Here is a 24422-nt window from a genome sequence, read left to right as displayed (position 1 = left end):
TGTTATTCAGCCGGTACGCTTTGCACACCGGATTGGTCGCGGGCCGAACTGATTAGAGCGCGGCGCGCGAGGGCGTAATTGTCTTCGGTGCCGGACCGTTTGGCCTTGCGGTCGTCCAAAATGCGCTCGACATCATCGAGGCGTCCGGCACGCAGGCCGGAATCGATTGTAATGCGTTCAAAAACATCCCTCTGGGCGTGACTGCCGCCGGCCAATTGCATCGAATTTCGCGCATTTGCAAGATGCTCGAAGGCTTGGAGATAATCGCCTTTTCCAAATGCCTCAAGGCCAATGGCGGCGGCCAAGCCCGGGTCGGCCATGCGACGTGCCGTGTCGGTTGCGGGCTGTTGGGAGTCCTTGTGAATGCGGGCCAATAACTTGGCGGTCGAGTCGGGCCTGTTGTCACCAGTCAGTGCCAGAAGGTAATGCAAATCGGCGAAAATCAGACAGCCGTCTTCGGTGCGGGCGGCGCTCAGGTCGGCCAGTTCTTCCCATCGGGTGCCAATGTCCACCCCTTCAAGCTCGAGCCGCGACAACAGCGAGGTCGCATTCGAAATATCGCGATAGTCATCTGTCTTGTCCTGGCGAATCTCGTGGTCGTACAGATCAAGCACCTGGTCGATCTGACCCAGATCCAGATGCATCAACGCTTTGTGCCACCACACATGATACCGGAAGTTGTTGCAGTGGGACCAGGCAGCCTCGCGCCCGGCCAGCCAGTCCAGACCGGATTGCGCATTGCCCGTCATTTCGTGCACGTGGGCGACTGCGTGTAGGCCCCACGCATCGTCCGAGACCATCCACAGAGCCTGCCGCCCTGCGATCTCGGCCTTTTCATAGGCACCGGTTTCTTCCAACGCAAACGAATGGCACCCAAGCAGGTATCCACGACCGGGGTGATCGGGCGCATAGGCTGGCAGAACCCGTTCGATCGAGCGTCGCATTCCTGCGGAGTCACCCAACACGAAACGGGTCGCGTGGCTGAGTTTCATGGCCAGCGTGTCCTCGGGGTGAGTGCGCAGAATTGCCTCGAAGATTTGCACGGCGCGGGTGGGCTGGCCTGCCAGCCAGTGATCCAGGGCCTCAAGATACAATGTCTCGCGGGCCGAAATCGGCTGCTCAGCGGCCGCATTCTTTGCGGCGGCGGCGGCCTGATGGGCGACCTCCATCATTTCCCTGCGACCCAACAGAACCATGAACAGCCCCTTGATGGCATGTCCAAGCGCAAAGCCCGGTTCAAGCTCAAGCACCTTGCCCAGATGCTGAGGTGTAACCGCTGCGTGCGCCATGAAACCAAGCAGAACACCATTCCACGCTTCGGCGTTGTCCGGGTGGGTCAGGGTGTTCATCTGTCCGAAAACATCTTGCTGCATGCTTGGGTCCAATCTGGTTGCAAAAACTCACACTCTTGGACTTAGCAGAGTGTGCAGACGGGACGTAACAGTATCGGGCCTGCTCTCGAATTGGTGAAAGCTTGTGTTCGCAAAAAGCGAAAAAAATCGCCGATTCAATGACATGTTTCAGCGACTTGCCGCCGAAAAAGGCAGAGTGTTTCAATTCTCGAAGGGGTTTTCCGCGTTCAGAACCGCTTGCGTGTCAGCGCCGAACTCGGGCGGAGCCGAGCGGTAGGTCACCGGGCTGCGGGACAACTTCAATGGATTCCCGATCAGACGCACCGGGCCGGGCCGGGCTGGCATTTCCACTTGCATCCCCCGCGCCGCCACCTGGTCCGAGGCAAAGACCTGATCCAGCGTCTGAACCGGCCCGACCGGCACTTTCAATGCCTCGAGGCCTTCGATGACGGCCTTGGTCTCCAGCCGCAGCAGCGCGGGCCGCAGAACGGCGTTCAATGCATTGCGGTGTTCCAGCCGGGCCGGGTTGGTGGCGAACCGCGCGTCGTCGGGCAGGTGGCTCAACTCCAGAAAACCGCAGAAGCGCTGGAACTGGCTGTCATTTCCCACGGCCAGAATGACGTGGCCATCAGCCGTTTCGTAGACATCGTAGGGCACGATGTTGGGGTGCCCATTGCCGCGCCGCTGTGGAACCTGGCCCGAGGTCAGATAGTTCACGCCCTCGTTGATCAGCCATGCGATCTGGCTGTCGACCAGTGCGATGTCGATCTGCTGGCCTTCGCCGGTCTGATCCCGGTGGCGCAGCGCCGCCAGTATGCCGACGGTCGCGTACATGCCACACATCACGTCGGCGATGCCAACGCCCACTTTCATAGGGGCTCCTTCCGGCTCGCCCGTCAGCGACATGATCCCGCCATAGCCCTGCGCCATCAGGTCATAGCCCGGCTTGGCCGCGTTCGGCCCGGTCTGGCCGTAGCCCGAGATCGAACAGTAGATCAGCCCCGGAAAGTCCCGCGAGAGGGTTTCATGGTCCAGCCCGTATTTGGCCAGCCCGCCGGGTTTGAAATTCTCGATGAGGATGTCAGCATGAGAGGCCAGCCGCCGGATCTGTGCCTGCCCCTCGGGCGTTGCGATGTCGATGGCGACGGACTTCTTGTTGCGGTTCGCAGCCATGAAATAGGCGCTCAGATCGGTCGGGTTGCCATCCGCGTCGGTGACATAGGGCGGCCCCCATTGGCGGGTATCGTCGCCCCCGGTGGCCGGGTTTTCCACCTTGATCACGCTGGCGCCCAGATCGCCCAGCAGCTGCGTGCAGGTCGGCCCGGCCAGAATGCGTGACAGATCCAGAACCTTGACGCCCTTCAGCGGCCCTTCAGATGCGGCCATCATAGCCTCCGCGGTCGATCTCGGCGGCGATCACGGTTAACGTGTCGGCGGCCATCGCGGCCTTCAGCGCAGCGCGCAGTTCGGCACGGTTGCGCACGGTGTGGCCGTTGCCGCCGAACGCCCGGCCCATCGCGGCATAGTCATGCCGGTCGAAATCGACGCCCCGGTTGCCCATCTGGCGCTGGCGCTGCTTCAGTTCGATCAGTGCCAGGCTGGCATCGACAAAGACCAGAAAGATCGGGTTTCCTCCCATTTCCGCGGCGGTCGACAACTCACCGGCCACCATCAGGAACCCGGCATCGCCGGAAAAGCTGATGACCGGGCGGTCGGGTTCGGCCAGTTTCAGGCCGATCGCCATCGGAACGGCGCAGCCCATCGTGCACAGCGCCGAAGACTGGATCAGGCCGCGCGGCTCCGGGCACTGCCACATCTGGCTGAGAAGGATGCGGTGCGCGCCGCTGTCTGCGGTGGCCAAGGTTTCGGGGGGCAGGGTATCGCGAGCCTCGGCGATCACGGCGGCGGCGCCCCAGTCGTCATCGGTCGGAAAGGCTGCGGCCAAGGCGGCCTTGGCCTGCGCCGGCTGGCCTTGGGGCCAGGTCGGGCGGGCGGGGTTGCCCTTGGCGATCGCCTCAAGCGTGGCGCCGGTATCGGCCACCAGGTTCAGCCCCGCCTGATGCATGTAGTGGTCATTCACCACGGCCGAGATGTCGATCACGCGTTTCTCGTCCGGGTCCCAGATCTCGCGCCAGCCGGGGCGCATTTCGATGGGGTCATAGCCCAGGCACAGGATCAGGTCGGCCTGTTCGACCAGCGGCACAAGCTGCGTGTCGGCCAAGGGCGACAGCCCCGCGCCCCCCAGGCACAGCGGGTGATCCTCGGGCACCACGCCCTTGGCCTTGTAGGTCGTGACGAACGGGATGCCGAAATGTTCCAAAAACGCCCGCACCACGCTGCGCGAGTCGTCATACAGCACGTCCAGCCCGATGATCGCCAGCGGACGCTCGGCCTCGGCCACCCAGCGGCGGGCCTTCTCCAGGCATGTGCCCTCGGGCGCGACGCGGGCGGCCCGGGTCAGCCGTCGGCGCTTGGCGATAGACACCCGGGTATCGGCGACCGAGATCGGTACGTCGATATGCACCGGCCCCGGTCGCGCCTGCGTGGCCAGCGACACCGCTTTGTCGGCGATGATGTCGGCGCCCTTGGCCGTCAGGGTGAACGTACCCTTTGTAATCGAGCGATAGACCTGCGCGTGATCCATGACCTGATGGGTGTAGGTCAGCGCCTCGTCGGCATCGACGCAGCCGGTCAGCACGATCATCGGCACCCGGTCCTGCAGCGCGTTGGCCACGACATTGATGCCGTTCATGGCCCCCGGACCTAGGGTCGCCACCAGAATCGCCGGCGCTCCATCGCGGTGATGCACCGCCTCGGCCATGAACCCGGCCGAGTTTTCGTGCTTGGTCAGGTGAAAGGTGATCCCGGCCTGTTCCAGCGCATCGACCAGGGTCAACACCTCGCCCCCGGGCATGCCGAATGCGTGGCGGCACCCGGCCTCGTACAGCCGTTGCGCCAGAAGGTCCGCAGCGCGGGGGGACAGGTCCTGCATCGAACAAGCTCCGTAAGTTCCGTTGCGCAGCAGATTGCGGAGGTTCCGGGCCGGTGCAAGCCGCATCACGTCAGTGTGACTATTTGACAGCCATCTGGGCGATGGCGGCGAATTTGGCGTCCAACTCTGCGGCAATCGCGGGCAAGGCGTCGGAGCCACCGTTGTAGGGGGCAAAGACCAAAGTGGGCGTTTTGTAGGACAGCGTCGCGGTCCCGTCCTCGTTTTCCGTGACGTACAGGCGGATCGGCGCCTCGATCATCGCGGGCACCGATTGTTCCAGAACCCGCACCGCATAGTCGTTGTTGAAGACCCCGATCACCCGGTTGCCCGGAATGGTGATGCCGCGCGCGGCGGCGGCCTTGGTCGGACCGGCCTGGGTGACCACGATCAGACCGTTTGCCTTGACCGCTGCGATCGTGTCGGCCACCAGCGCGTCATGGGTCTTGGTCGTCGGGTGGACGGCCCAACCCGGCCGCGGTTCGATATCGGCAGCAAGCGCGGGCAGCGCCAGCAGGCCGAGGAAAAACATAAGACGTTTCATCACGGGCTCTCCAGGTCGTAGTTGGCCCAAGTCTTCCCGAATTCCCGGGTGCGTACAGTCACAATATCGTGGGCGGCGGGCTTGCGCCGGGGGTGCGAAACCCGCACAAGCGACAGTGTGAAACGGAAAAGGCAGGCGAGGGGCATGCGTGTTTTGATCTGCAGCAGCTGCGCGGGCGAGCGCGACTTGCCGGCCGAGCGTCAGGCCGTATCTGGCGCTCTGCGCGCTGCGGGACTGGACGGGCAGGTCGAGGTTGCCGAGCATGCCTGTTTCAGCGGGTGCGAGGAGCCGACCGTGGTGGCGATGCAGGGGGAGAGCCTTGCGTCCTACGTGTTTTCGGGAATCAATCCGGTCGCCGATGCCGATGACATTGCGGCGACCTGTCGGACCATTCTGAACAGCCCGAATGGCTGGATCGAAGACGCCCGGCCGTGCGGGCGGCTTCGCTTGTGTCTGCGGGCGCGGATCCCCGCGTTTCAGTCCACCTGAACCGTGACCGAGGCGCTGACCGGCACCCCATCCACGGCCAGCGGGCTGTGGCTGTTGGCGTTCAGCGAGACCTCGATGGTGGTTTCGCCCTTGGGCAGGTCCGGGATGTGCATCCAGTTGCCATAAAGCCGTGCCAGCTTGACGCCGTTTACATAGACATGCGCATGGCCTTCGCCGGGCTTGTCGTCCAGCGAGGCGTGCTCCGGCGAGAAGCGGAAGTTTTTTGGCATCACATGCAGGTTCCAACCCGCCATCGGGTCGGGGGAGACGGCGATCTCCAGCCCCGGCGCGTCCGGTCCGGCGGGCAGGTTGATGGCGGTGCTATGGTCATGGGCCATGGCCTCGGCGTGATGGCCGCCATGTTGGGCGGGGTCGGCATGGTCGTGGCCATCGAAGGTGACGCCGTTGGCCGCGGCCAGCACGAACCCGGCACCCCCACCAAAGACCAGACCGATCGCGAAAAGAGCAAGCGAGCGTGTCATCATGTTTCCTTGAAAAGCAAATGACCCGCCGGTTGGGCGCCGGCGGGTCGTGGGATTTCGGGGATCAGGCCGCGGCTTCGACGCGCTTGCCCTCGCTTTGCCAGAAATACCCGGCAAACGAACCCAGCAGCACCCAGGCCACAAGGCCGACGCCAAAGGCGCGTGCTGCGAACAGGGCCCCGATCTCGGTCGGAACCGGCCCGGTGAACACGTCGGGTTCCGGCGCGCCGATCAGGTGCGGGGCCATCAACAGCACGGCCGCAACCAGATAGCTGACGATGTTGCCACCAAAGGCGATCAGCCACATGGCCACACCAGCAGCCGCGACGGTTGCCCACCACCAGATCTGCCGCGCGAACACATCGGCTGCGGCAACACCCGGAACCTCGGGGGCCAGGGTGAAGCCCGGCGCCAGGTGAAAGGCGATGAAACCGGCCAGGCCCCACAGCACGCCCGTGCGCCCGTCAACCGGGTGGCCTTGCGCTTCGGCCAGCGACATCAGGGCGACCAGAACCAGCGCATAGCCGGTATAGGTCAGCATGGTGAACACCACGCTCAGCCCGTCGCGGGTCAGGTCCGAGAACATGCCCGGCAGTTCGGGATGGGCCGAGACGGCTTCGGCTCCGAAATGCACCAGCTCTCCGGATTCATAGAGTTCAGCATGCAGCAACACGGGCTGCACGAATACCAACTGCAGCAGGGCGACGATCAACCCGGCTGCAGCACCAGCGAACAACGCGCTGGTCAGAATGCGACTGAACATTGGTTTAGTGGCAGGGGAAGCCGGTTGCGTGGCGCACGTCATGCGCGGCGTCATGCAGCGCCGATGCCTGAACGTGACCGGCCAGGGTGATGATCCCCAGGCCCAGGGCTGCCGCGAACACTGCCGAAAGAATGCCAGCGCGTGCCGTTGATGCGGTTTGCGTTTGTGTCGTCATTTTCTGTCCTCCTGTGCCGCCGCACCCGACGGCCGGTGTTTCATTGTTCGCCTGGCAGGTCTCCTGGCTTGCGGGTCAGCGCCTCTGTTCGCCTTCCCCCCGAACGGATCGGGAGTGGCTGGTTGAACAGGGCTCACCGCTTACAGTCGCGGGGGCGGCTTTGGATTTGACCTGCGCGCAGGCCGCACCAAATTCCCTCTTAGCATCCGGATGTCTCCGGCAGGACCAGACCCGTCCATTTAGACGTGAATGCCGCTGTGGCGCAATCGCCATTTGCGACGTTTCGCGTCAATTCCCGCGCTTTTTCAGAACATAGATATCCATGATCCACCCGTGCCGGCCGCGGGCCTCGGCGCGGGTGCGCAAAATCTTGTCGGCCACATCCGCCAGCGGACCTTTGATCAGGACCTGCTCGGGCATGCCCACGTAAGCCCCCCACCAGATGTCAAAATCGGCCATGTCCAGCGTCTGGAACGAACATTCGCCATCCAGCATCACCGCAACCGTATCGGCGTCGCTGGGCCAGCCCTCGTCGCGGATGCGCCGGCCGGTGGTGACCAGATAGGGCGCGCCGATCTCATTGATTGGCATGGCATGGGCCGCCGTCAGCGCCTGCAGCGCCGTGATGCCGGGGATCACCGTCGTGTTCGGCTGCGGGTCCAGCCGCGCCGCGATTCGCAGCGAGCTGTCATAGAGCGACGGGTCGCCCCAGATCAGCAGGGCGACCGTGCGCGCGTCGGGGTGCCGGGCCATCGCTTCCTGCCAGCGCAGGGCGATTGCGTCGTGCCATTCATCCACGCCGCGCAGGTAGCCATCCTGCGACCGGCGCTCGGGGATGTCGAAATAGGCGATTTGGGGCGGTGTGTCGGTGACCTTGCGGATGATTTCCTCGCGCACGCCGGCCAGATCGGCCTTGTTGGCGCCCTTGCGCGGGATCAGGATCATATCGGCCGCGCGGATCGCCTGCGCGCCCTGAAAGGTCACGTGGTCCGGGTTGCCGGTGCCGATCCCGATCAAGACCAGATCAATCATCGTCGTACTCCGCCAGCGGACCATAAAGGATCAGCGCCGGCGCGGTGCCGATCTCGGAGCCCAGACGCTCAGCCAGTGCGCCGACGGTGGACCGGTGCAGCGATTGCTCAGGCGTCGAAACCGACTCGGCCATCAGCGCTGGGGTGTCCAGCGGCAGCCCATGCGCGTGCAGCGCCTGCGCCAGCAGGGGAAAGGTGCGCTTGCCCATGAACACCACGGTCGTCGCGCCCGGGTCGGCCAGCGCGGGCAGGTTCAGATCCTCGGGCAGCTTGCCGCTGACATCGTGGCCGGTGACGAACTGCACCCGCCGCGCGGTCAGGCGCCGGGTCAGCGGGATGCCCGCCGCCGCAGCCGCCGCAATGGCCGAGGGGATGCCCGGAATGATCTCGTACGCGATCCCGGCAGCGCGCAGTGCCACCAGTTCCTCCTCGAGGCGTCCGAACAGGCCGCCATCGCCCGATTTCAGCCGCACGATCCGTTGGCCGGTCTGGGCGTATTCCACCAGTAGGCGGCTGACATGGTCCTGCTTGGGCGAGGGCCGCCCGGCGCGCTTGCCCACGCCCACAAGGTCGGCGTCCTTGCGCGCATGGCTCAGGATCGGCCCGCTGCTGAGATCGTCGAACAGAACCGCGTCGGCCTTCTGCAGCCGGTCCACGGCCTTGAGTGTCAACAACTCCGGGTCGCCGGGGCCGGACCCGATGAAGGAAACGAAACCGCTCATGCGCTGGCCTCTGCGATCAGATGGAAGAACGTACCGGTGACATGTCCGCGGCGCGATCCGGTCTGCGGGCCTTCGGCGCCTTCGGCGTCAAAAACCCGCGCCAGGGGCGCGTCGGGCTGCTCGACGATCGAGGAATAGTGGAACTCGTGCCCTCGCAGGGCGGTTCCGGCCGAGAACCCGGGCATGTCGACCAGCAACTCGGCCCGGCGATAGCCCAGGTTGAACTTGCGCTTCTCGTACGAGGTGACCAGGCCCAGCAGCCCGGCCATCCGGTGGCGGGTGCCGTCCTTGTCGATCAGCCCTTCGCCCAGGGCCATGTAGCCGCCGCATTCGCCATGTACGGGCCGCGTTTCGGCATGTTTGCGCAAGCAGGTCAGGAACCGTTCTGCCGCAGCCAGGGTTCCGGCGTGCAGTTCGGGGTACCCGCCGGGCAACCAGACCAGATCGGCATCCCGGGCCGGCGCCTCGTCCGCCAGCGGAGAAAACGGCACGATCTCGGCCCCGGCCGCCCGCCAGCCTTCCAGAAGATGCGGATAGGTAAAGGAAAACGCCGCGTCCCGAGCCAGCGCGATCCGTTGCGCCGGAGGGCGCGGCAGCGCGGCCGACGACGGCCCCATCGGGCCCGAGGAGGCCGCCCGCTTGATCGCCTCCAGATCCACATGCTCGCGCAGAAAGGCCGCGTATCCGGCAATCGCGCTTTCCAAGTCGGGGTGCTCGACCGCCTGGATCAGGCCAAGATGCCGCTCGGGCAGGGTCAGGTCGCCGCGCCGGGGCAATACGCCCAGAACCGGCAGGCCCGCGCGCTCCATCCCCAGACGGGTCAGGCGTTCGTGGCGCGGGCTGGCGCAGCGGTTCAGAATCACGCCGGCAAAGGGCAGGTCGGGGTTGTACATCCGGAACCCCAGCGCCGTAGCGGCGGCCGATTGCGCCTGACCGCCCACATCCAGCACCAGAACCACCGGCCAGCCCATGCGCAGCGCGGTCTCGGCGCTGGACCCGTGGCCCTGCTCGCCCGGCTTGGCGACACCGTCGAACAGGCCCATCGACCCTTCGGCCACCACGATGTCGGCACCTTTGGCCTGCGCCGCAATCGCGCCCAGCAACGGCGCGCCCATCGCCCAACTGTCCAGGTTGAACGAGGCCCGCCCCGCCGCCGCCCGGTGAAAGGCCGGGTCGATATAGTCGGGACCGCTCTTGAAGGGCTGCACGGTCAGCCCGTCCTCGGCCAGAGCGCGCAGCAGGCCTAGCATCACCGTGGTCTTGCCGGTCCCCGAGGATGGGGCCGAGATCAGCAGTCCGGGCGGGTTAGTCATCGCCGTGACTCCAACTCGACCACGGGCTGTCGGCGCTTTGCGGGCGATAGCGACGGTCATAGGTTTTGGAATACAGACAGCTTTCGTCGAAGCCTTCGCCGGCCAGCGCCGGCCCGACCAGGATCAGCGCGGTGCGCGAGATGCTCTCGTCCAGCGAGTCCTTCAACGTGCCCAGCGTGGCGCGGATGATCCGCTCGTCCGGCCAGCTGGCGCGGTACACCACGGCCACGGGGCAGTCGGCGCCATAGGCGGGGGTCAGGTCAGACACGACCTTGTCCAGATTGCCGATCGACAGGTGGATGGCCAACGTGGCGCCGGTGCGGGCGAAGTTTTCCAGCGTCTCGCCCACGGGCATGGACGAGGCGCGCCCCGGGGTCCGAGTCAGCACCACCGATTGCGCCAGCCCGGGCAGGGTCAGCTCGGTGCCCAACGCGGCTGCGGCGGCGGCAAAGGACGGAACGCCGGGCGTCACACTGACTGGAATGCCCATCTGTTTCAGGCGCCGGATCTGTTCGCCCATCGCCGACCAGACCGACAGGTCGCCCGAATGTAGGCGGGCCACGTCCTGCCCGGCGTCATGGGCGGTTTTGATTTCGGCCATGATCTGATCCAGATCCATCGGCGCGGTGTTCACGATGCGCGCGCCTTCGGGGCAGTGGGCCAGGATCTCTTCGGGCACAAGCGACCCGGCATACAGGCACACGGGGCAAGCGGCGATGATGTCGCGTCCGCGCAGGGTCAGAAGGTCGGCGGCGCCCGGTCCGGCGCCTATGAAATGAACGGTCATGTCTGTCCTCCGATGGCGACCGCGCAGGTGGCAAGCCGGTCGTCCGAGATCTGTCGGGGTGAAAGCAGCCGCGCGCCCGGTCCGGCGGCGGCGAGGGCGGAAGCTTCGGCCACGCTGCCGGTGCCATGGGTGGCGCGGCTGCGGGGCGAGCAGGTGAGCGTGCGTTGCCCGGCCAGATCGGCCGGGTCCGCGAAATGCAGGGGCAGGGCGCAGGCGGCGGCAAATTCGGCCAGCGCCGGATGGCCGGCCTTGTCGGCGGCGGTGGCCAGCGCGTCCACCGCGTGCCCGGCGGTGGCGCGGTCGAACGCGGCCCGCAGGCTGGCGCAGGTCGCGGTGGACGAAAATCCAAGCCCGGCCACGATCATAGGGTCACGCTCCACTGAACGACCGGATAGGCCGATTTCCAACCGCGCCGGGGGCCGAGGTCGCCGGCTTGCGCCAGCTCGATCCGCAGCAAGTCTCCGCCCAGCTTGGCGTGCCATTGGCTCAGCACCGCTTCGCTTTCCAGCGTCACGGCGTTGGCGACCAGCCGGGTGCCCGAGGGCAGGTTGGCCGCAAGCCAGCCCAGCAGCGCGTCGCTCAGCCCACCGCCGATGAACACCACGTCAGGCAAGGGCAGGCCGTCCAGCGCATCGGGTGCCCGGCCGTGGATGACCTGCAACCGATCCTGTCCCAGCGCGTCGGCATTGGCGCGGATTCGCGCGGCGCGGTCTGCGCGCGGCTCGATCGTGGTGGCCGTCAGGGACGGGTCGCACATCAGCCATTCGATGCCGATCGATCCGCTGCCGCCGCCGATGTCCCACAGATGCTCGCCCCGCGCAGGCGCCAGCGCCGACAGTGTCAGCGCGCGCACCGGCCGTTTGGTGATCTGCCCATCGGTTTCGAAAATCTCGTCGGGTTTGCCAGAGGCCAAGGGCAGCTCACGCCCGTCGCCCGAAACCTCGAGCGCAACGCAGACCGGATGCTCGAACGCGCCCAGCAAGGCTTCGGTCAGGGACATGCTGCGCGCGCGTTCCCGAGGGCCGCCGAGGGCCTCCATCACGTGCAGGGTCGTGTCGCCGAACCCGGTCTCGGTCAGATAGCGGGCCAGCTCGGCCACCGCGGCCCCGTCGCGCAGCAGGATGATGGCGCGCAGGCCGCGTGACAGATGCGGACGCAGGCGGGTCAGAGGGGCAGCGTGCAGGCCGAAGGTGGCAGTGCTTTCCAACGGCCAGCCCAACCGCGCGGCTGCCAGCGAGAAGGTCGACTGGCCCGGCCGTGCCGCCCACTCCCAAGGGGCGAAATTGCGCGCGATCACCGATCCGGCGCCAAACCAGAACGGATCGCCCGAGGCCAGCACCACCGTGCGCCGGCCCTTAAGCCCCTGCAGGATGGGTAGCCCGTCGGCGAACGGCACCGGCCATGCGATGCGTTCGGCTCCGGTTTCGGGAACCAGCGACAGGTGCCGCGGCGGGCCCATGATGACCTCGGCGCGCTCCAGCTCTTGACGGCTTGCGGCCGAGAGGCCATCCAGTCCATCCTCGCCCAGGCCCAGAATGGTCAGCCACGGAGTTTCAGACATGCCCAACCTCCTGATCCTTGGCGGCACGACCGAGGCCAACGCATTGGCCCGCGCCGTGGCGGATTTGGGTGTGGCGGCAACCTATTCCTATGCGGGCCGGGTCGACAACCCGCGGTCGCAACCGCTGCCGACGCGCGTGGGTGGCTTTGGCGGGGCCGAGGGTTTGGCGGGTTACATCCGAGACACCGGCGTGACCCATGTGATCGACGCCACCCATCCCTTTGCCGCGCAGATGAGCCGCAATGCCATCGCTGCCTGCCAACAGACGCAGACGCCGTTGGCCGCGCTGACCCGCGCAGAATGGACAGCCGTGCCCGGCGACCGGTGGCAACACGTGCCCGACATCGCCAGCGCCGTCGACGCGCTGGCCGGTCCGCCGCGTCGGGTGTTCCTTGCGGTGGGGCGCATGCATCTTGAGGATTTTGCGGCGCAGCCCCAGCACCACTATCTTCTGCGGCTGGTCGATGAGCCCGGCCCGCTGCCCTTCGCCGATTGCGACGTGGTCGTGTCGCGCGGGCCTTTTACGGTTGAAGACGATACGGCGCTGATGCGCCGGCACCGGACCGAACTGGTGGTGTCCAAGAACGCCGGCGGCACCGGCGCGCGCGCCAAGCTGGACGCCGCGCGAGCGTTGGACATCCCGGTGCTGATGATCGACCGGCCCAGGCTGCCCCGCCGGGTCGAGTTGACAAGCGTGCCGCAGGTTCTGGACTGGCTGGCTCATTCCGGCGTGGACCTTGGCGTATAGACGATGGGGCCGATGGGCCGCTCGATGACGCGGGTCAGGGATGAGCCGACGATCACCACCGTCTGCATGTCGGCCATGTCGGGCGTTGCCTCGGCCAGGGTCGCGATGCAGATCGCCTCGTCTGGGCGTGACACGGCGCGGGCGAACAGGATCAGACGCTCGGGTTCGCATTCCTGCCGCAGGATTTCCAGTGTCTTCACAAAGCCTTCGGGCCGCGACTTCGAGCGTGGATTGTAAAAGGCCATCGCGAAATCGGCCTGCGCGCCCAGCCGCAGGCGTTTCTCGATCAAAGCCCACGGCTTGAGGTTGTCGCTGAGATTGATGGCGCAGAAATCATGGCCCAGCGGCGCGCCCGCCCGGGCTGCCGCGGCCAGCATGGCGGTGATGCCGGGCAGAACCTCGACAGGGATCTCGCGCCAGGTGTCGGGGCCGTTTTCCAGCGCCTCGAACACGGCGGCGGCCATGGCAAACACGCCCGGGTCGCCCGACGAGACCACGACCACCCGCTTGCCCTCGGCCGCCATGCGCAGCGCGTGCTGCGAGCGGTCGATCTCGACTCGGTTGTCGCTGGCGTGCAGGGTCAGGCCCGGCCGTTTGGCCACCCGCGCGACGTAGGGAATATAGCCCACCACATCAGTCGCCTCGGCTAAGGCGGCGGTCACCTCGGAGGTCACCAGCGCCTCGTTTCCGGGGCCAAGCCCGGCGATCTTGACCCAGCCGCTCATGGCCGCCGCCCCTGTCCGTGCACGATGATGATCGAGAAATAGGGCGTGATCTCGGTGCAGGCGTCGCTCAGCTTGCGGACGGTCTGGTTGGGCATCTGCGCGTATTCCACGATCCAGGCCCGGTCGAACAGGCCCGCCGTTTTCAGCGCGCGTTTCACCTTGTCGATGTTGCGGCCGATCTTCATCACCACCAGCGCGTCGGTGCGCGCCATGCGGTCTGCCAGAACATCTTCGGGAAGGGTTCCCATCAGCACCGTGAGGATGTCGTCGCCCCAAGTGATCGGATCGCCCGAGGCCGTCCAAGCGCCTGACATGCCGGTGATCGCCGGCACCACCTCGACGGGCACGACGTCGCGCAGGCGGCTGTAGAGATGCATGAACGAGCCGTAAAAGAACGGATCTCCCTCGCACAGCACCACCACGTCCTCGCCCTGATCGGCCAGTTCTTTCAAGCGTGCGGTGCAGCGTTCGTAGAACTCGGCCAGCAGAGCGTTGTAGCGCGGATCGGTGACCGGGATCTCGGTCGTGACGGGGTATTCCATTGGGAACTCGACCGCATCGTCGCGGATCATCCCGTTGACGATCTTGCGCGCCTGCCCGGTTCGGCCGGGCTTGCGGAAATAGGCCACGTGTTTCGCGCAGCGCAACAGGCGGTCGGCCCGGACGCTCATCAAATCGGGATCGCCGGGGCCGAGGCCCACGCCATAGATCGTGCCCATGGTCATTCCGCCCGGCTTGCGATGGCGTTGATCGCGGCAACGGTGATGGCGCTGCCGCCCAGGCGGCCCTTGACGATGCAGCTGGGGACGGGCTGGGCCTCCCAGAGGGCGTCCTTGGATTCGACCGCACCGACAAAGCCCACGGGGCAGCCGATGATCGCGGCGGGGCGGGGGCAGTCGGGGTCCTCGAGCATGTTCAACAGGTGAAACAGCGCCGTGGGCGCATTGCCGATGGCCACCAGGGCACCCTCCAGATGCGGGCGCCACAGTTCCAGCGCGGCGGCGGATCGGGTGTTGCCCATCTTCTCGGCCAGCGGGCGCACGCGGTCGTCGTGCAGGGTGCAGATGACTTGGTTGTCGGCGGGCAGGCGAAAGCGGGTGACGCCTTCGGACACCATCCGCGCGTCGCACAGGATCGGCGCGCCGTTTTCCAGCGCGGTGCGGGCGGTGCGCACGAATCCGTCCGAGAAATGGATGAATTCTTCCAGCCCGACCATCCCGGCGGCATGGATCATGCGGACGGCGACCTGTTCTTCGTCGGGGTCGAAACGGGCCAGATCGGCCTCGGACCGGATCGTGGCGAAGGATTGCTTATAGATCGCCGCGCCGTCGGTTTCGTATTCATAGGGCATCAGGTCAGGTCCATGGTCTTCAGTGTTTCGGGGTCCAGCCCGCGCTGGACGGGCTCATCCCCCGCGCGGCCGTGTTTTACAAGATCAAATCGCCCGTCGCGGCCCACCAGCGTCAGATCGGCTGCGCCCATGCGCGCGCAGCCCTTGGCGCAGCCCGAGACATGCAGGCTGCCGGGCACGCGCGGAGCCAACGCGCGGGCGATGGCGCGGGTTTCGGCCTGCGCCTGCGGGCAGAATGGCGCGCCGGGGCAGGCGTCGGTGGATAGCAGCGGGTCGGCGCCGTCGGTCACGAAGGCCGGGGCCGGGATCGCCGCCCCGCCTTCCAGCAGGAACAGCCGCCAGGGCGTGACGCGCAGGGCGGCGGCGCCCGAGGCCCCGACCAGCCCGCGCAGCTCGGCGGCGGGCAGTTGCCCGAAGGCCGCGCCGTAGATCGGGCCGATTTCGCTGTTACCGGGTTGCAGCGCCGGTGCCGTGGGGCCGGGGGCGTGGCCTTGCCATTCTTCGGGCAGGGCCTGCGTCGCGATCAGGCGGGCCATGCGGCGGGTGTCAGAAGTGAAGCGCTCGGCGAACCACATGGCCAGATCGATCACGCGATCAATCGCCTCATCTTCGGTCACCAAACGGCCGGTCTCGGCCCCGTCGGCGCGCAGGATCAGGCCCGAAGCTCCCCGCTCCAGCCGGATATCGGCCGAGTCCCCGGCCAGCAGCCGTGCGGCGCCGGTATCCACCGCAAAGCCGAACTTGGCGGGCAGAGCGGGCAGATCGCCCAGCCGGTCGATCAATGCCTGTGTCAGGCGCGCGGTCAGGTCGCCGGGTTGGTACAGCGGTGACACAAGAATGTTGCGCCGGGTTTCGATGCCCGGCTCGGCATCCAGCAGGTTCAGCGCCGACAACTCGGCCAGCAGTGGCTGGTGATCGTCTTCGGCCACGCCGCGCAATTGCAGGTTGGCGCGGTTGGTCAGGTCGATGGTGCCGTTGCCAAACCGCAGGGCCAGGTCGCACAGCCCCAGCGTCTGCGCGGCGCTCAGCCGGGCCAGACGCGGGCGCACCCGCACCACCAATCCGTCGCCGGACATCATCGGGCGATGCGCGCCGGGGCACCAGCCCTGGACGACCGGGGCGCTCATCCCAACCCCTCCAGATCGGCGCGGATCGAGTTGCGGCGGGTGTTCCACAGCCCGGCCTCGTACAGCGCGCGGAACCGGTCCTGCATGGCCTGATGGGCCTGCGGATTGGCCTGCTGCAGGAACGCGTCCACCTCGGGGTTGCCCAGGGTCGCATCGTGATAGAGATCGAACAAATGCGGGGCGACGCTGCCTGACAGATGCGCGAATGACGCCATGTGATCCAGCGTCGCGGCGATCTCGGCCGCGCCGCGAAAGCCGTGGCGCTGCATCCCGGCGATCCAGTCGGGATTGGCGGCGCGCGCATGGACCACGCGACTTATTTCCTCGGGCAGGGTGCGGGCGCGGGGTGTTTCTGGCCGAGTATTGTCCAAATGGTACAATTGCGCCTGCCCGCCGGTCAGCTTTTTGGCGGCGGCAAATCCGGCCTCATGCGTGGCATAGTCATTGGCCAGCAGAAGGTCGGTCTCGGTCAGGTCCTGCAGGTGCACGAAGCTGTCGGCCTGCGCCACGCGCTGGGTGATCCCGTCGGGGTCATGGGCAATGTGCTCGCCCTCCAAGGCAAAGGCGCTGGCATCCAGCCAGGCCTGACCGGCCTGCGCGCGTGCATCGTCGGTATAGGTTTCCGACAGGTGGGTCATGTTCAGCCCATAGCTGCCCGGCGCCGGGCCATAGACCCGCGCGGCGGGCGGCTGGCCCGCATAGGGGTTCCAGTCGGGCGCCTCGTCGCGTTCTGACAGCGCGCGGACCGCCTGACCAAACAGCGCCGACAGGGTCGGAAACACGTCGCGGAACAGGCCCGAGACGCGCAGGGTCACGTCCAGCCGGGGGCGCTCCAGGTCGGTGATCGGCAGAACCTCGATGCCCGATACGCGCTCCGACCCCGGGTCCCAGATCGGTTTGACGCCCAGCAGGTGCAGCGCCATGGCGAATTCCTCGCCCGCCGTGCGCATCGTGGCCGAGCCCCACAGATCGACGATCAGGCCCTTGGGGTAGTCGCCTTCCTCCTGCAGGTGGCGGCGGACCAGTTCTTCGGCCAGTTTCACCCCCTGCGCATAAGCCGCGCGGGTGGGGACCGATCGCGGATCGGTGGTGAACAGGTTGCGCCCGGTGGGCAGCACGTCGGTGCGCCCGCGATACGGCGAGCCGGACGGGCCAGCCTCGATCCGTTTGCCGGCCAAGGCATCCAGCAGGGCCTGCCGTTCGGTCTGTGCTGACGCGGCAGTATCGAAATTGCCCGCAACCTGCGGCGCGCGGCCAAAGACGTGCAGCCCGTCGCCGAACTGGCTTTCCTTGATGTCACAGACGAAACGGTCGATGCGGGTGATCGCCTCGGCGGTGCTGGTGGCCTGATCCAGCCCCAGATCGGCCTCGAGCCCGATGGCCTGCGCCTCATCACGGATATCGGCCTGCAACCGGTCGCGCCGTTTGGGGTCCAGCCCGTCGGCGTTCGAGAACTCGTCCAGCAGCGATTCCAGCCGCACCATGCGGTCGGGCGTGCTGCTTTGCTTCATCGGCGGAGGAATGTGGCCCAGCGTCACCGCCCCGATCCGGCGCTTGGCCTGCGCGGCCTCGCCCGGGTCGTTCACGATGAACGGATAGATCACCGGCAGATCGCCGATCAGCGCCTCGGGCCAGCATTCCGCCGAGAGCGCCACCGATTTGCCCGGCAGCCATTCCAGTGTTCCGTGGGCGCCGATATGGATCAGCGCATCGGCGCCCAACCCGTGCCGCAGCCACAGGTAGAAGGCTACGTAGCCGTGCCGGGGCGTGCGCGACAGGTCGTGGTATTCGTCGTCGCGCAGTTCCGGAGTGCCGCGTTCGGGCTGTAACGCCACCAGCGCCTTGCCGCGCCGAAGCGCGGTGAAGTGGAAGGCCCCATCGGCGCAGGCCGGGTCGTCCTCGGGTGCGCCCCAGACGGTTTCCAGATCGGCGCGCAACGCCTCGGGCAGTTGCGCCAGCGCCGCGCGGTAGGCCGAGACCGGCCAGGAAATCCGGGCGTCCGGCAGGGTATCGGCAATCGGTTCGGCGGGGGCGGTGTCATAGCCGGCGCCCTGCAGGTCGGACAGGATCGCCTCGGCCGAGGCCAGCGCGTCCAGCCCCACCGCATGGGCCATCTGCCAGTCTTTGCCCGGATAGGTGGACAAGACCAGCGCGGGGACCTGTTGCGCCTTTGGCTTCTCGGCCAGGTCCACCCAGGCCATCGCCCGGTCGACGATGGCGGTGATCCGGTCGGGCTCGGGCCGGTGGGCGAAACGGGAATATTCCAGTTGCGGGTCGCGCTTGCCCGGCTCCTTGAACGAGGCGACACCGGCTGTGATACGCCCGTCTACCTCGGGCAGGACCACATGCATGGCCAGATCGGCGGGCGACATGCCGCGTTCGGCCTCGGCCCAGGCCTTGCGGCGCGAAGTGGCCAGCGCGACCTGAAATACCGGCACGCCCGCCACGTCCAAGGGCGATGTGCCCGACGCGCCCTTGCCTGAAAACGAGGTGGCATTGATGATCGCCGAGGGCGTCATCTCGGGGATAATCTCGGCCAGCCATTCCGCCGCCGCAGGCGCCTTCAGCGAGGGCGCGAACAGCCCTACCGCCTGATGACCCCGCGCGCGGATTTCTCGGATCAGGGCCGCGACCGGCGCGGTATCGGCCGCGGTCAGGTAGGCGCGGTAGAACGTCACGATGATGCGCCGACCTTCGCCCGCGAATGCGTCCTCGGGCGCAATCACGCCGCGATCCGGGCACCACGCGCCGCAGTCGGGCAGAGTCTTGGCCCCCATCACCGGCCCGGCATAGAGCCCCGCCGCCAGCGCCATCTGCGCCAGCGCCGCCTGCGCGGCCACCTCGCCGCCGGTGTCGCACAGATGCGCCAGCCGCCGCAGGGTCGAGACCGGCAGGGTGGAATAGTCGTCCAGCCGCGTATCCTCGCGCCCGTCGGCGGGCAGCACCGCCAGCGCGATGCCCTTGGCCTGCGCCAGCGCCAGCACCTGCTGCAACCCGTAGGACCAATAGGGCACTCCGCCGATCAGCCGGATCAGGATGCCCTTGGCACCCTCCAGCGTCTGCTCGACATAGGTATCGACCGACAATGGGTGCTTCAGCGCCGTCAGGCTGGCCAGCCGCAACGAGGGCATCCGCCCCTCGGGCCCGCCGCCGCGATGCCAGCCGGCCGCGAAAGCACCCAGGTCGCTGTCCGAAAAGGACAGCACCACCAGATCCGCCGGGCTCTGGCCCAGATCGGTCGGGGTCTCGGTTTCTTCGAGCCCGTGGCTTTCGCGGAAGACGACGTGCATCGGTGCTTACTCGGCGGCCTCGGTGACGCCCGTCAGGATGCCGCGGATCGCGGCCTCGTCGATGTCGTCATGCTCGGCGATGACCACAAGGCGCGAGCGGCGCTCTTCCTCGGGTTTCCACGGGCGGTCATACTGGTGCCGCACCCGCGCGCCGACCGCCTGGACCAGCAGGCGCATCGGCTTGCCCTGAACGGCGGCATAGCCCTTGACCCGCAGGATGTTCAGCTCGTTCGCCAGACGCTCGATATTGGCGACCAGCTGCGCCGGGTCGGTCTGTTCTGGCAGCTCGACCACAATGCTTTCGAAATCGTCATGTTCGTGGTCGTCATGGCCATCGTGATGCGAGGGGCGGGCGTCCATGTCGTCTTCGGCTGCGGCCTCCAGCCCCAGCACCACGCGCACGTCCACCGCACCCTCGGCCACTTCGACCACGGGCAGGGGGCGGGGCGCCTCGGCGGCGATGATCTCGCGCGCCTTGGCCACGCCTTCGGGGCCGGCCAGGTCAGGCTTGGTCAGCAGGATGATGTCGGCGCACGAGATCTGATCCTCGAACACCTCGGACAGGGGCGTTTCGTGGTCGATCGAGTCATCGGCCATGCGCTGGGCATCCACCGCCGCGACATTCGGGGCGAAGCGGCCTGCGGCCACGGCCTCGGCATCGGCCAGAGCGATCACGCCGTCCACGGTGATCTTGGAACGGATGTCGGGCCAGTCGAACGCCTTGAGCAGCGGTTTCGGCAGGGCCAGACCGCTGGTTTCGATCAGGATGTGATCGGGGCGCGGGTCGAGCGCCATCAGCGCCTCGATCGTGGGGATGAAGTCATCGGCCACGGTGCAGCAGATGCAGCCATTGGCCAGCTCCATGATGTTTTCCGCCGGGCAGTCGGGGATGGCGCAGCTTTTCAGGATCTCGCCATCGACGCCCACATCGCCGAATTCGTTGACCACCACGGCCAGCCGCTTGCCCTGCGGGTTCTGCATCAGATGGCGGATCAGCGTGGTCTTGCCCGAGCCGAGAAAGCCGGTGATGACGGTGACGGGAAGTTTTTCGAGGGTGCTCATGCTCAGGCTCCAATCGGGGGAATGCGGGCGGCGCAGTTCTTACGGAAATGTTCAGGGCGGTCGCGCCATTTCACAAGGCCATCATCGGCGGCCAGATATTTGGTGGCGCCTTCGACGATGATCTCGACATGGTCGGATTCGTTCAGGTTTTCATAGACGAAGGTCCAGCGCGACGGCCCGCCGCGCAGAACGATCGAGCAGCCCTGATCGCAGTTCGACAGGCATTCGACCGGCTTCAGGGTGATGCCCGCGGGCAGGTCGGCGGCGGCCAGCGCCTTGTGAAGCAGCGTGCCGGGGCGCTGGGCGTCATCCTCGATGGGCAGCCCGCGTCGGCAGGTGGTGCAGACCAGCAGTTCAACTGGTGTGGTCTCGGTCACGTATCTCATCCCCCCTCACTCGGTTGTCGGGGGACGGGGTATGCGCGGGCCACGTTGCGGACATGGGCCCGACACCGGAACACCCCGTCCGGTTTGTCTTCGGGCGTTGGCAGGTCTCCCGGCTTGCGGATGTCAGAGCGGCGCTCTGTCGGATGTCCCGCCTTCCCGGCCTGCGGCCAGTGGCATTTGGGCACCCTCTCCGGTCACGGTCGCGGGGGCGGCTGCGTTTGACGGAAAACCGCTGACGCATTCCCTTTTCATCTGTTTGCACAGACACCAACGCAAGCGACATGCGGCACGGGCAGGGGGGTTGTCAAGCGCGCGGGGCCAAGTGCCCTGCGTCGGATCGAAAAAGCGACCTGCCGGGGTCAATCCGCGGCATCACTGGCCAGCCTGTCGCGTAGCCAGGCTAGGAACAACTCGGCAGGGATGGACGGAGGCGCCGCGCTGACGCTGCGGATCAGATAGTGCGACTGGGCAAAGGGAATCGCCGGCCCCGCAACCCGGATCGGCGCGCCCTGGGCAATGGCGTTGCGCGCGAACCGCTCCAGAACGGTGGCGTAGCCCGCGCCGGCCATCACCAGTTGCAGCGCGGTGACGGTCGTATCCGCCGAATGGCGCGCGGGGCGGTCGGGCAGGTCGGTGTCCGTGGCCTCGAAGTACCGCGCCCAGTTGTCCTCGTACCCAAGAATGTGGATCAACGGGCCGTTTTGCAGGTCTGGCGCCGGGTCCTGCGCCCGGCAGACGGGCACCAGCCGTTCCGAGCACAGCCGTTCGGCCGCAACACCGGGCCAGTCGCCATGGCCCAGCCGTATTTCCACGTCCACATCCGCAGGCGCGGCCGAGTCGTTCCAGATATGCGACACCAGCCGCACCGGGACCTCGGGGTGCTGGGCGCTGAACGCGGGCAGATCAGCGGCGATCCAGTAGGTCATCGTCGATATCGCCGCCCGGATGGTTAACGCTTGCCGCGAGGCGGGGCCGAACAGGCTGTTGGTGGTCAGCGCGATATCTGACAACGCCCGACGCACGGTCAGCGCATAGGACTGGCCCAGCTCGGTCAGCGACAGGTGTCGGGCGTTGCGTACAAAAAGCGGCTGGCCGAGATCCGCCTCGAGCGAGCGGATATGCAGCGACACCGCCGTCTGGGTCAGGCCCAGTTCCTGCGCGGCGGTTGTGAAATTCAGATGGCGGGCGGCAGCCTCAAAGCTGCGCAACCAGGCCGGATTGGGCAGGCGGTCCATTCAGCACCAAAATATTTTGCATTTAGATTGACTTATTATTCGTTTCTTTTGTCGATGGGCAACGGAAATACTCGTGCCAACGAAATTGCGCCTGCGGGAGGGCAGAACATGAAGGTCGGTTTCATCGGTTTGGGCAATGTGGGGGGCAAGCTGTCGGGGTCGCTGCTGCGCAACGGTATCGACCTGACGGTACACGACCTGAACCCCGATCTTGTGGCGGAGTTCGCCGCCAAGGGAGCAAAAGCCGGTGAAAGCCCGGCCCAGATGATGCGCGATTGCGATGCGGTCATCACCTGCCTGCCGTCGCCCGCTGCCTCGGACGCAGTGATGCAGCAGATGCTGCCCGAGGTTACCCACGGTAAGATCTGGATGGAGATGTCCACCACCGACGAGGCCGAGGTCAAACGCCTGGGGGCCATGGTGATCGAACGCGGCGGGGCGGCGGTGGACTGCCCGGTTTCGGGCGGGTGCCACCGGGCGGCCACGGGCAATATCTCGATCTTCGCGGGCTGCGACCGGGCCACGTTCGAGCGTATCCTGCCGTTCCTTACGACCATGGGCCGGCGCATTCTGCATACCGGCGATCTGGGCACGGCCTCGGTTCTGAAGGTGCTGACCAACTATCTGGCAACTGCCAACCTGATCACCTGCGCCGAGGCGCTGGTGACCGCCAAGGCCGCCGGGATGGACCTGAACACCACCTACGAGGCGATCAAGATTTCGTCCGGTACCTCCTTCGTACATGAGACCGAAAGCCAGGTGATCCTGAACGGCTCGCGCGATATTTCCTTCACCACGGACCTGGTGAAAAAGGATATCGGCCTGTTCCAGGAGGTCGCCGACCGCGCCGGCGTGCCGTTGGAGATGAACCCGTTGATGATTAAGATCTTCGACGACGCCATCGCCCGCTATGGCGCGCGCGAGCTGTCGCCCAACGTCATTCGACGGCTCGAGGATGCAACCGGGCTGAGCATTACCGCGCCCGGTTTTCCGGCCGAGATGCAGGACGATGAACCGGAAGAGCCGGGGTATGAGGTGATTCCTCAAGGCCGAAGCACGGTTTGAGCCGACGGTCAGCGCAAGGCACGCCCTTTCCGCGGGGTTCTCGCATGTACCGACCGCGTCGCTGGTGACCCAGCGCGGACTAAATCCTTGCTCGGAAATTACTGGTTAGCTCGGCTGCGCTAACCATCTCCGCGCGTATTTTGGCGTTTCGTATCAACAAACTGGTCCAGGCGACAATCACAGGACCAGAGAACAGTGATGCAATGCGAGGCTGGAAAGTTGGAGGCGAGTACCGGAATCGAACCGGTGTACACGGATTTGCAATCCGCTGCGTCACCACTCCGCCAACTCGCCTTTTCAAGCAATTTCAATTACTTGACGTGGTGCAGACGCGGTTCTAGCAGCTTTCCCGAACAACGTCCAGAGGGTTGCTGAAAATTCCGCCGACCACGGCGTTGGATGGTCGGTCAGCGCAGTGGCAACTTTTGTCGCGGCCTGCAATTTTTGCCGGGCTGGCCGTTGCCGGGCGGGATCGGATGTGGCAAAAGCCGAGCAACCATGGGAAATATACGAGCGGTCACATGACGGATTTCGCAGCCCGACGCCACACGATGGTAGACACTCAGATCAGGCCCTCTGATGTCACCAAATTCCCGATCATCGATTCAATGCTGAAGGTCCAGCGTGAGAACTTCGTGCCGGATGCCAGTCGCGAAGTGGCCTATGCTGGCGACCTGATCGACCTGGGAAACGGGCGCTGCCTGCTGGAGCCGAGGACTCTGGCGAAGATGCTGGATGCATTGAATATTTCGAATGACGAGGTGGTTCTGGATATCGCCCCAGCGTTCGGATACTCGACCGCCGTGGCCGCGAACATGGCGCAGCTTGTGGTGGGCGTCGAGGATGACGAGGCCAACGCAGCCGACGCGCAGTCCCGCCTGATGGAGGCGGATATCGACAACGCTATCATTCATGTCGGACCTTTGGAGCAGGGGGCGGCCGAGCATGGCCCCTATGATGTCATTATCATCCAAGGCGGTGTGGAACGTCTGCCCGATGCCCTACTCGATCAACTGAAAGATCATGGCCGCATCGCCTGCCTGTTCGTCGAAGGCAATCTGGGCACCGTTCGCATTGGTCGAAAGTCCGATGGGCAGGTGACTTGGCGTCATGGCTTCAACGCAAACGCCCCGGTACTGCCGGCGTTTTCGGCCGAGTGTGCATTTTCGCTATAGTCGATCAGCGGTTTTCCGCGGTCCCTTGATTAGTTGAAAACAAAGGCGCA

General features: G+C 66.2%; 25 protein-coding genes, 1 tRNA gene and 2 riboswitches. Of the genes, 4 read left to right on the top strand and 22 right to left on the bottom strand.

Annotated elements, in window-relative coordinates; all coding sequences use genetic code 11:
• Nucleotides 1-2: 2 nt before the first annotated feature.
• From ACR0EF_RS08845 to ACR0EF_RS08830, 4 genes are all read right to left on the bottom strand, one after another.
• Nucleotides 3-1373, bottom strand: a complete 1371-nt coding sequence (locus ACR0EF_RS08845) for a tetratricopeptide repeat protein (protein ID WP_170370793.1) — start codon at nucleotides 1371-1373, stop codon at nucleotides 3-5.
• Nucleotides 1374-1553: 180 nt separating this feature from the next.
• A complete protein-coding gene (locus ACR0EF_RS08840) occupies nucleotides 1554-2738 on the bottom strand; it encodes a CaiB/BaiF CoA transferase family protein (protein WP_170372156.1) in 1185 nt (394 codons plus the stop codon).
• Nucleotides 2725-4344 (bottom strand): thiamine pyrophosphate-binding protein, encoded by a 1620-nt coding sequence (locus ACR0EF_RS08835; RefSeq protein WP_170370791.1) that lies wholly within the window; start codon nucleotides 4342-4344, stop codon nucleotides 2725-2727. The genes ACR0EF_RS08840 and ACR0EF_RS08835 overlap by 14 nt, the downstream gene beginning before the upstream one ends.
• A gap of 79 nt (nucleotides 4345-4423) precedes the next feature.
• A complete protein-coding gene (locus ACR0EF_RS08830; RefSeq protein WP_170358436.1) occupies nucleotides 4424-4885 on the bottom strand; it encodes a DUF302 domain-containing protein in 462 nt (153 codons plus the stop codon).
• A 144-nt stretch (nucleotides 4886-5029) separates the two neighbouring features.
• Here ACR0EF_RS08830 and ACR0EF_RS08825 point away from each other — a divergent pair, with 144 nt between their 5' ends.
• Nucleotides 5030-5374 (top strand): DUF1636 family protein, encoded by a 345-nt coding sequence (locus ACR0EF_RS08825; protein WP_170370790.1) that lies wholly within the window; start codon nucleotides 5030-5032, stop codon nucleotides 5372-5374.
• Here ACR0EF_RS08825 and ACR0EF_RS08820 read toward each other — a convergent pair.
• From ACR0EF_RS08820 to cbiE, 9 genes are all read right to left on the bottom strand, one after another.
• Nucleotides 5362-5856 (bottom strand): hypothetical protein, encoded by a 495-nt coding sequence (locus tag ACR0EF_RS08820; protein WP_170370789.1) that lies wholly within the window; start codon nucleotides 5854-5856, stop codon nucleotides 5362-5364. The two genes, ACR0EF_RS08825 and ACR0EF_RS08820, sit on opposite strands and share 13 nt — an antisense overlap.
• Nucleotides 5857-5920: 64 nt before the next feature.
• Nucleotides 5921-6619, bottom strand: a complete 699-nt coding sequence (locus tag ACR0EF_RS08815; protein ID WP_170337718.1) for a CbtA family protein — start codon at nucleotides 6617-6619, stop codon at nucleotides 5921-5923.
• Nucleotides 6620-6623: 4 nt separating this feature from the next.
• Entirely contained in the window at nucleotides 6624-6794 is a 171-nt protein-coding gene (locus ACR0EF_RS08810; protein ID WP_005981986.1) for a CbtB domain-containing protein, read from the bottom strand.
• Nucleotides 6795-6830: 36 nt separating this feature from the next.
• A riboswitch (cobalamin riboswitch) is annotated at nucleotides 6831-7039 on the bottom strand.
• A gap of 43 nt (nucleotides 7040-7082) precedes the next feature.
• A complete protein-coding gene (gene cobF / locus ACR0EF_RS08805; RefSeq protein WP_170370788.1) occupies nucleotides 7083-7826 on the bottom strand; it encodes a precorrin-6A synthase (deacetylating) in 744 nt (247 codons plus the stop codon).
• Nucleotides 7819-8547, bottom strand: a complete 729-nt coding sequence (cobA, locus tag ACR0EF_RS08800) for a uroporphyrinogen-III C-methyltransferase (RefSeq protein ID WP_170370787.1) — start codon at nucleotides 8545-8547, stop codon at nucleotides 7819-7821. The genes cobF and cobA overlap by 8 nt, the downstream gene beginning before the upstream one ends.
• The gene (locus tag ACR0EF_RS08795) at nucleotides 8544-9860 is read right to left on the bottom strand and encodes a cobyrinic acid a,c-diamide synthase CobB (protein ID WP_170372158.1); all 1317 of its coding nucleotides are present in this window, start codon (nucleotides 9858-9860) and stop codon (nucleotides 8544-8546) included. Before ACR0EF_RS08795 ends, cobA begins: the two co-directional genes overlap by 4 nt.
• Nucleotides 9853-10647: a precorrin-4 C(11)-methyltransferase gene (cobM, locus tag ACR0EF_RS08790; protein WP_170370785.1), complete on the bottom strand. Its 795-nt coding sequence runs from the start codon at nucleotides 10645-10647 to the stop codon at nucleotides 9853-9855. The genes ACR0EF_RS08795 and cobM overlap by 8 nt, the downstream gene beginning before the upstream one ends.
• Nucleotides 10644-11012 carry a cobalamin biosynthesis protein gene (locus ACR0EF_RS08785; protein ID WP_170370991.1) on the bottom strand — a complete coding sequence of 123 codons (369 nt, stop codon included), beginning with the start codon at nucleotides 11010-11012 and terminating at the stop codon, nucleotides 10644-10646. The genes cobM and ACR0EF_RS08785 overlap by 4 nt, the downstream gene beginning before the upstream one ends.
• Nucleotides 11009-12208, bottom strand: a complete 1200-nt coding sequence (gene cbiE / locus ACR0EF_RS08780; RefSeq protein WP_170358451.1) for a precorrin-6y C5,15-methyltransferase (decarboxylating) subunit CbiE — start codon at nucleotides 12206-12208, stop codon at nucleotides 11009-11011. The genes ACR0EF_RS08785 and cbiE overlap by 4 nt, the downstream gene beginning before the upstream one ends.
• Between cbiE and ACR0EF_RS08775 the strand changes: the two genes are divergently transcribed.
• A complete protein-coding gene (locus ACR0EF_RS08775; protein ID WP_170370784.1) occupies nucleotides 12207-12956 on the top strand; it encodes a cobalt-precorrin-6A reductase in 750 nt (249 codons plus the stop codon). The genes cbiE and ACR0EF_RS08775 overlap by 2 nt on opposite strands.
• Here the strand turns inward: ACR0EF_RS08775 and cobJ are convergent.
• The 8 genes from cobJ to ACR0EF_RS08735 form a co-directional block, all read right to left on the bottom strand.
• Nucleotides 12929-13681, bottom strand: a complete 753-nt coding sequence (cobJ, locus tag ACR0EF_RS08770) for a precorrin-3B C(17)-methyltransferase (protein WP_170370783.1) — start codon at nucleotides 13679-13681, stop codon at nucleotides 12929-12931. The two genes, ACR0EF_RS08775 and cobJ, sit on opposite strands and share 28 nt — an antisense overlap.
• Nucleotides 13678-14406 carry a precorrin-2 C(20)-methyltransferase gene (locus ACR0EF_RS08765; protein ID WP_170372160.1) on the bottom strand — a complete coding sequence of 243 codons (729 nt, stop codon included), beginning with the start codon at nucleotides 14404-14406 and terminating at the stop codon, nucleotides 13678-13680. Before ACR0EF_RS08765 ends, cobJ begins: the two co-directional genes overlap by 4 nt.
• A complete protein-coding gene (locus ACR0EF_RS08760) occupies nucleotides 14403-15032 on the bottom strand; it encodes a precorrin-8X methylmutase (protein ID WP_170337738.1) in 630 nt (209 codons plus the stop codon). Before ACR0EF_RS08760 ends, ACR0EF_RS08765 begins: the two co-directional genes overlap by 4 nt.
• Nucleotides 15032-16159 carry a precorrin-3B synthase gene (gene cobG / locus ACR0EF_RS08755; RefSeq protein ID WP_170372162.1) on the bottom strand — a complete coding sequence of 376 codons (1128 nt, stop codon included), beginning with the start codon at nucleotides 16157-16159 and terminating at the stop codon, nucleotides 15032-15034. The genes ACR0EF_RS08760 and cobG overlap by 1 nt, the downstream gene beginning before the upstream one ends.
• Entirely contained in the window at nucleotides 16156-19449 is a 3294-nt protein-coding gene (gene cobN, locus ACR0EF_RS08750; RefSeq protein WP_170372164.1) for a cobaltochelatase subunit CobN, read from the bottom strand. Before cobN ends, cobG begins: the two co-directional genes overlap by 4 nt.
• A gap of 6 nt (nucleotides 19450-19455) precedes the next feature.
• The gene (cobW, locus tag ACR0EF_RS08745) at nucleotides 19456-20511 is read right to left on the bottom strand and encodes a cobalamin biosynthesis protein CobW (RefSeq protein WP_170366528.1); all 1056 of its coding nucleotides are present in this window, start codon (nucleotides 20509-20511) and stop codon (nucleotides 19456-19458) included.
• A 2-nt stretch (nucleotides 20512-20513) separates the two neighbouring features.
• Complete coding sequence (locus ACR0EF_RS08740; protein WP_170372166.1) at nucleotides 20514-20897, bottom strand: DUF1636 family protein; 384 nt, start codon at nucleotides 20895-20897, stop codon at nucleotides 20514-20516.
• 82 nt (nucleotides 20898-20979) lie between these two features.
• Nucleotides 20980-21184, bottom strand: a riboswitch (cobalamin riboswitch).
• 72 nt (nucleotides 21185-21256) lie between these two features.
• The gene (locus ACR0EF_RS08735; protein ID WP_170370776.1) at nucleotides 21257-22132 is read right to left on the bottom strand and encodes a LysR family transcriptional regulator; all 876 of its coding nucleotides are present in this window, start codon (nucleotides 22130-22132) and stop codon (nucleotides 21257-21259) included.
• Between the two features lie 108 nt (nucleotides 22133-22240).
• Here ACR0EF_RS08735 and ACR0EF_RS08730 point away from each other — a divergent pair, with 108 nt between their 5' ends.
• Nucleotides 22241-23197 (top strand): NAD(P)-dependent oxidoreductase, encoded by a 957-nt coding sequence (locus ACR0EF_RS08730; protein WP_170372168.1) that lies wholly within the window; start codon nucleotides 22241-22243, stop codon nucleotides 23195-23197.
• Between the two features lie 220 nt (nucleotides 23198-23417).
• Here ACR0EF_RS08730 and ACR0EF_RS08725 read toward each other — a convergent pair.
• A tRNA-Cys gene (locus ACR0EF_RS08725) sits at nucleotides 23418-23491 on the bottom strand.
• A gap of 227 nt (nucleotides 23492-23718) precedes the next feature.
• Between ACR0EF_RS08725 and ACR0EF_RS08720 the strand changes: the two genes are divergently transcribed.
• The gene (locus ACR0EF_RS08720) at nucleotides 23719-24372 is read left to right on the top strand and encodes a protein-L-isoaspartate O-methyltransferase family protein (RefSeq protein WP_170370775.1); all 654 of its coding nucleotides are present in this window, start codon (nucleotides 23719-23721) and stop codon (nucleotides 24370-24372) included.
• Nucleotides 24373-24422 lie beyond the last annotated feature (50 nt).

This window comes from Ruegeria sp. CG8, assembly GCF_056537165.1.
Note: the sequence above shows the minus strand (reverse complement) of the source record. Positions and strands in the feature narration are given on the sequence as shown.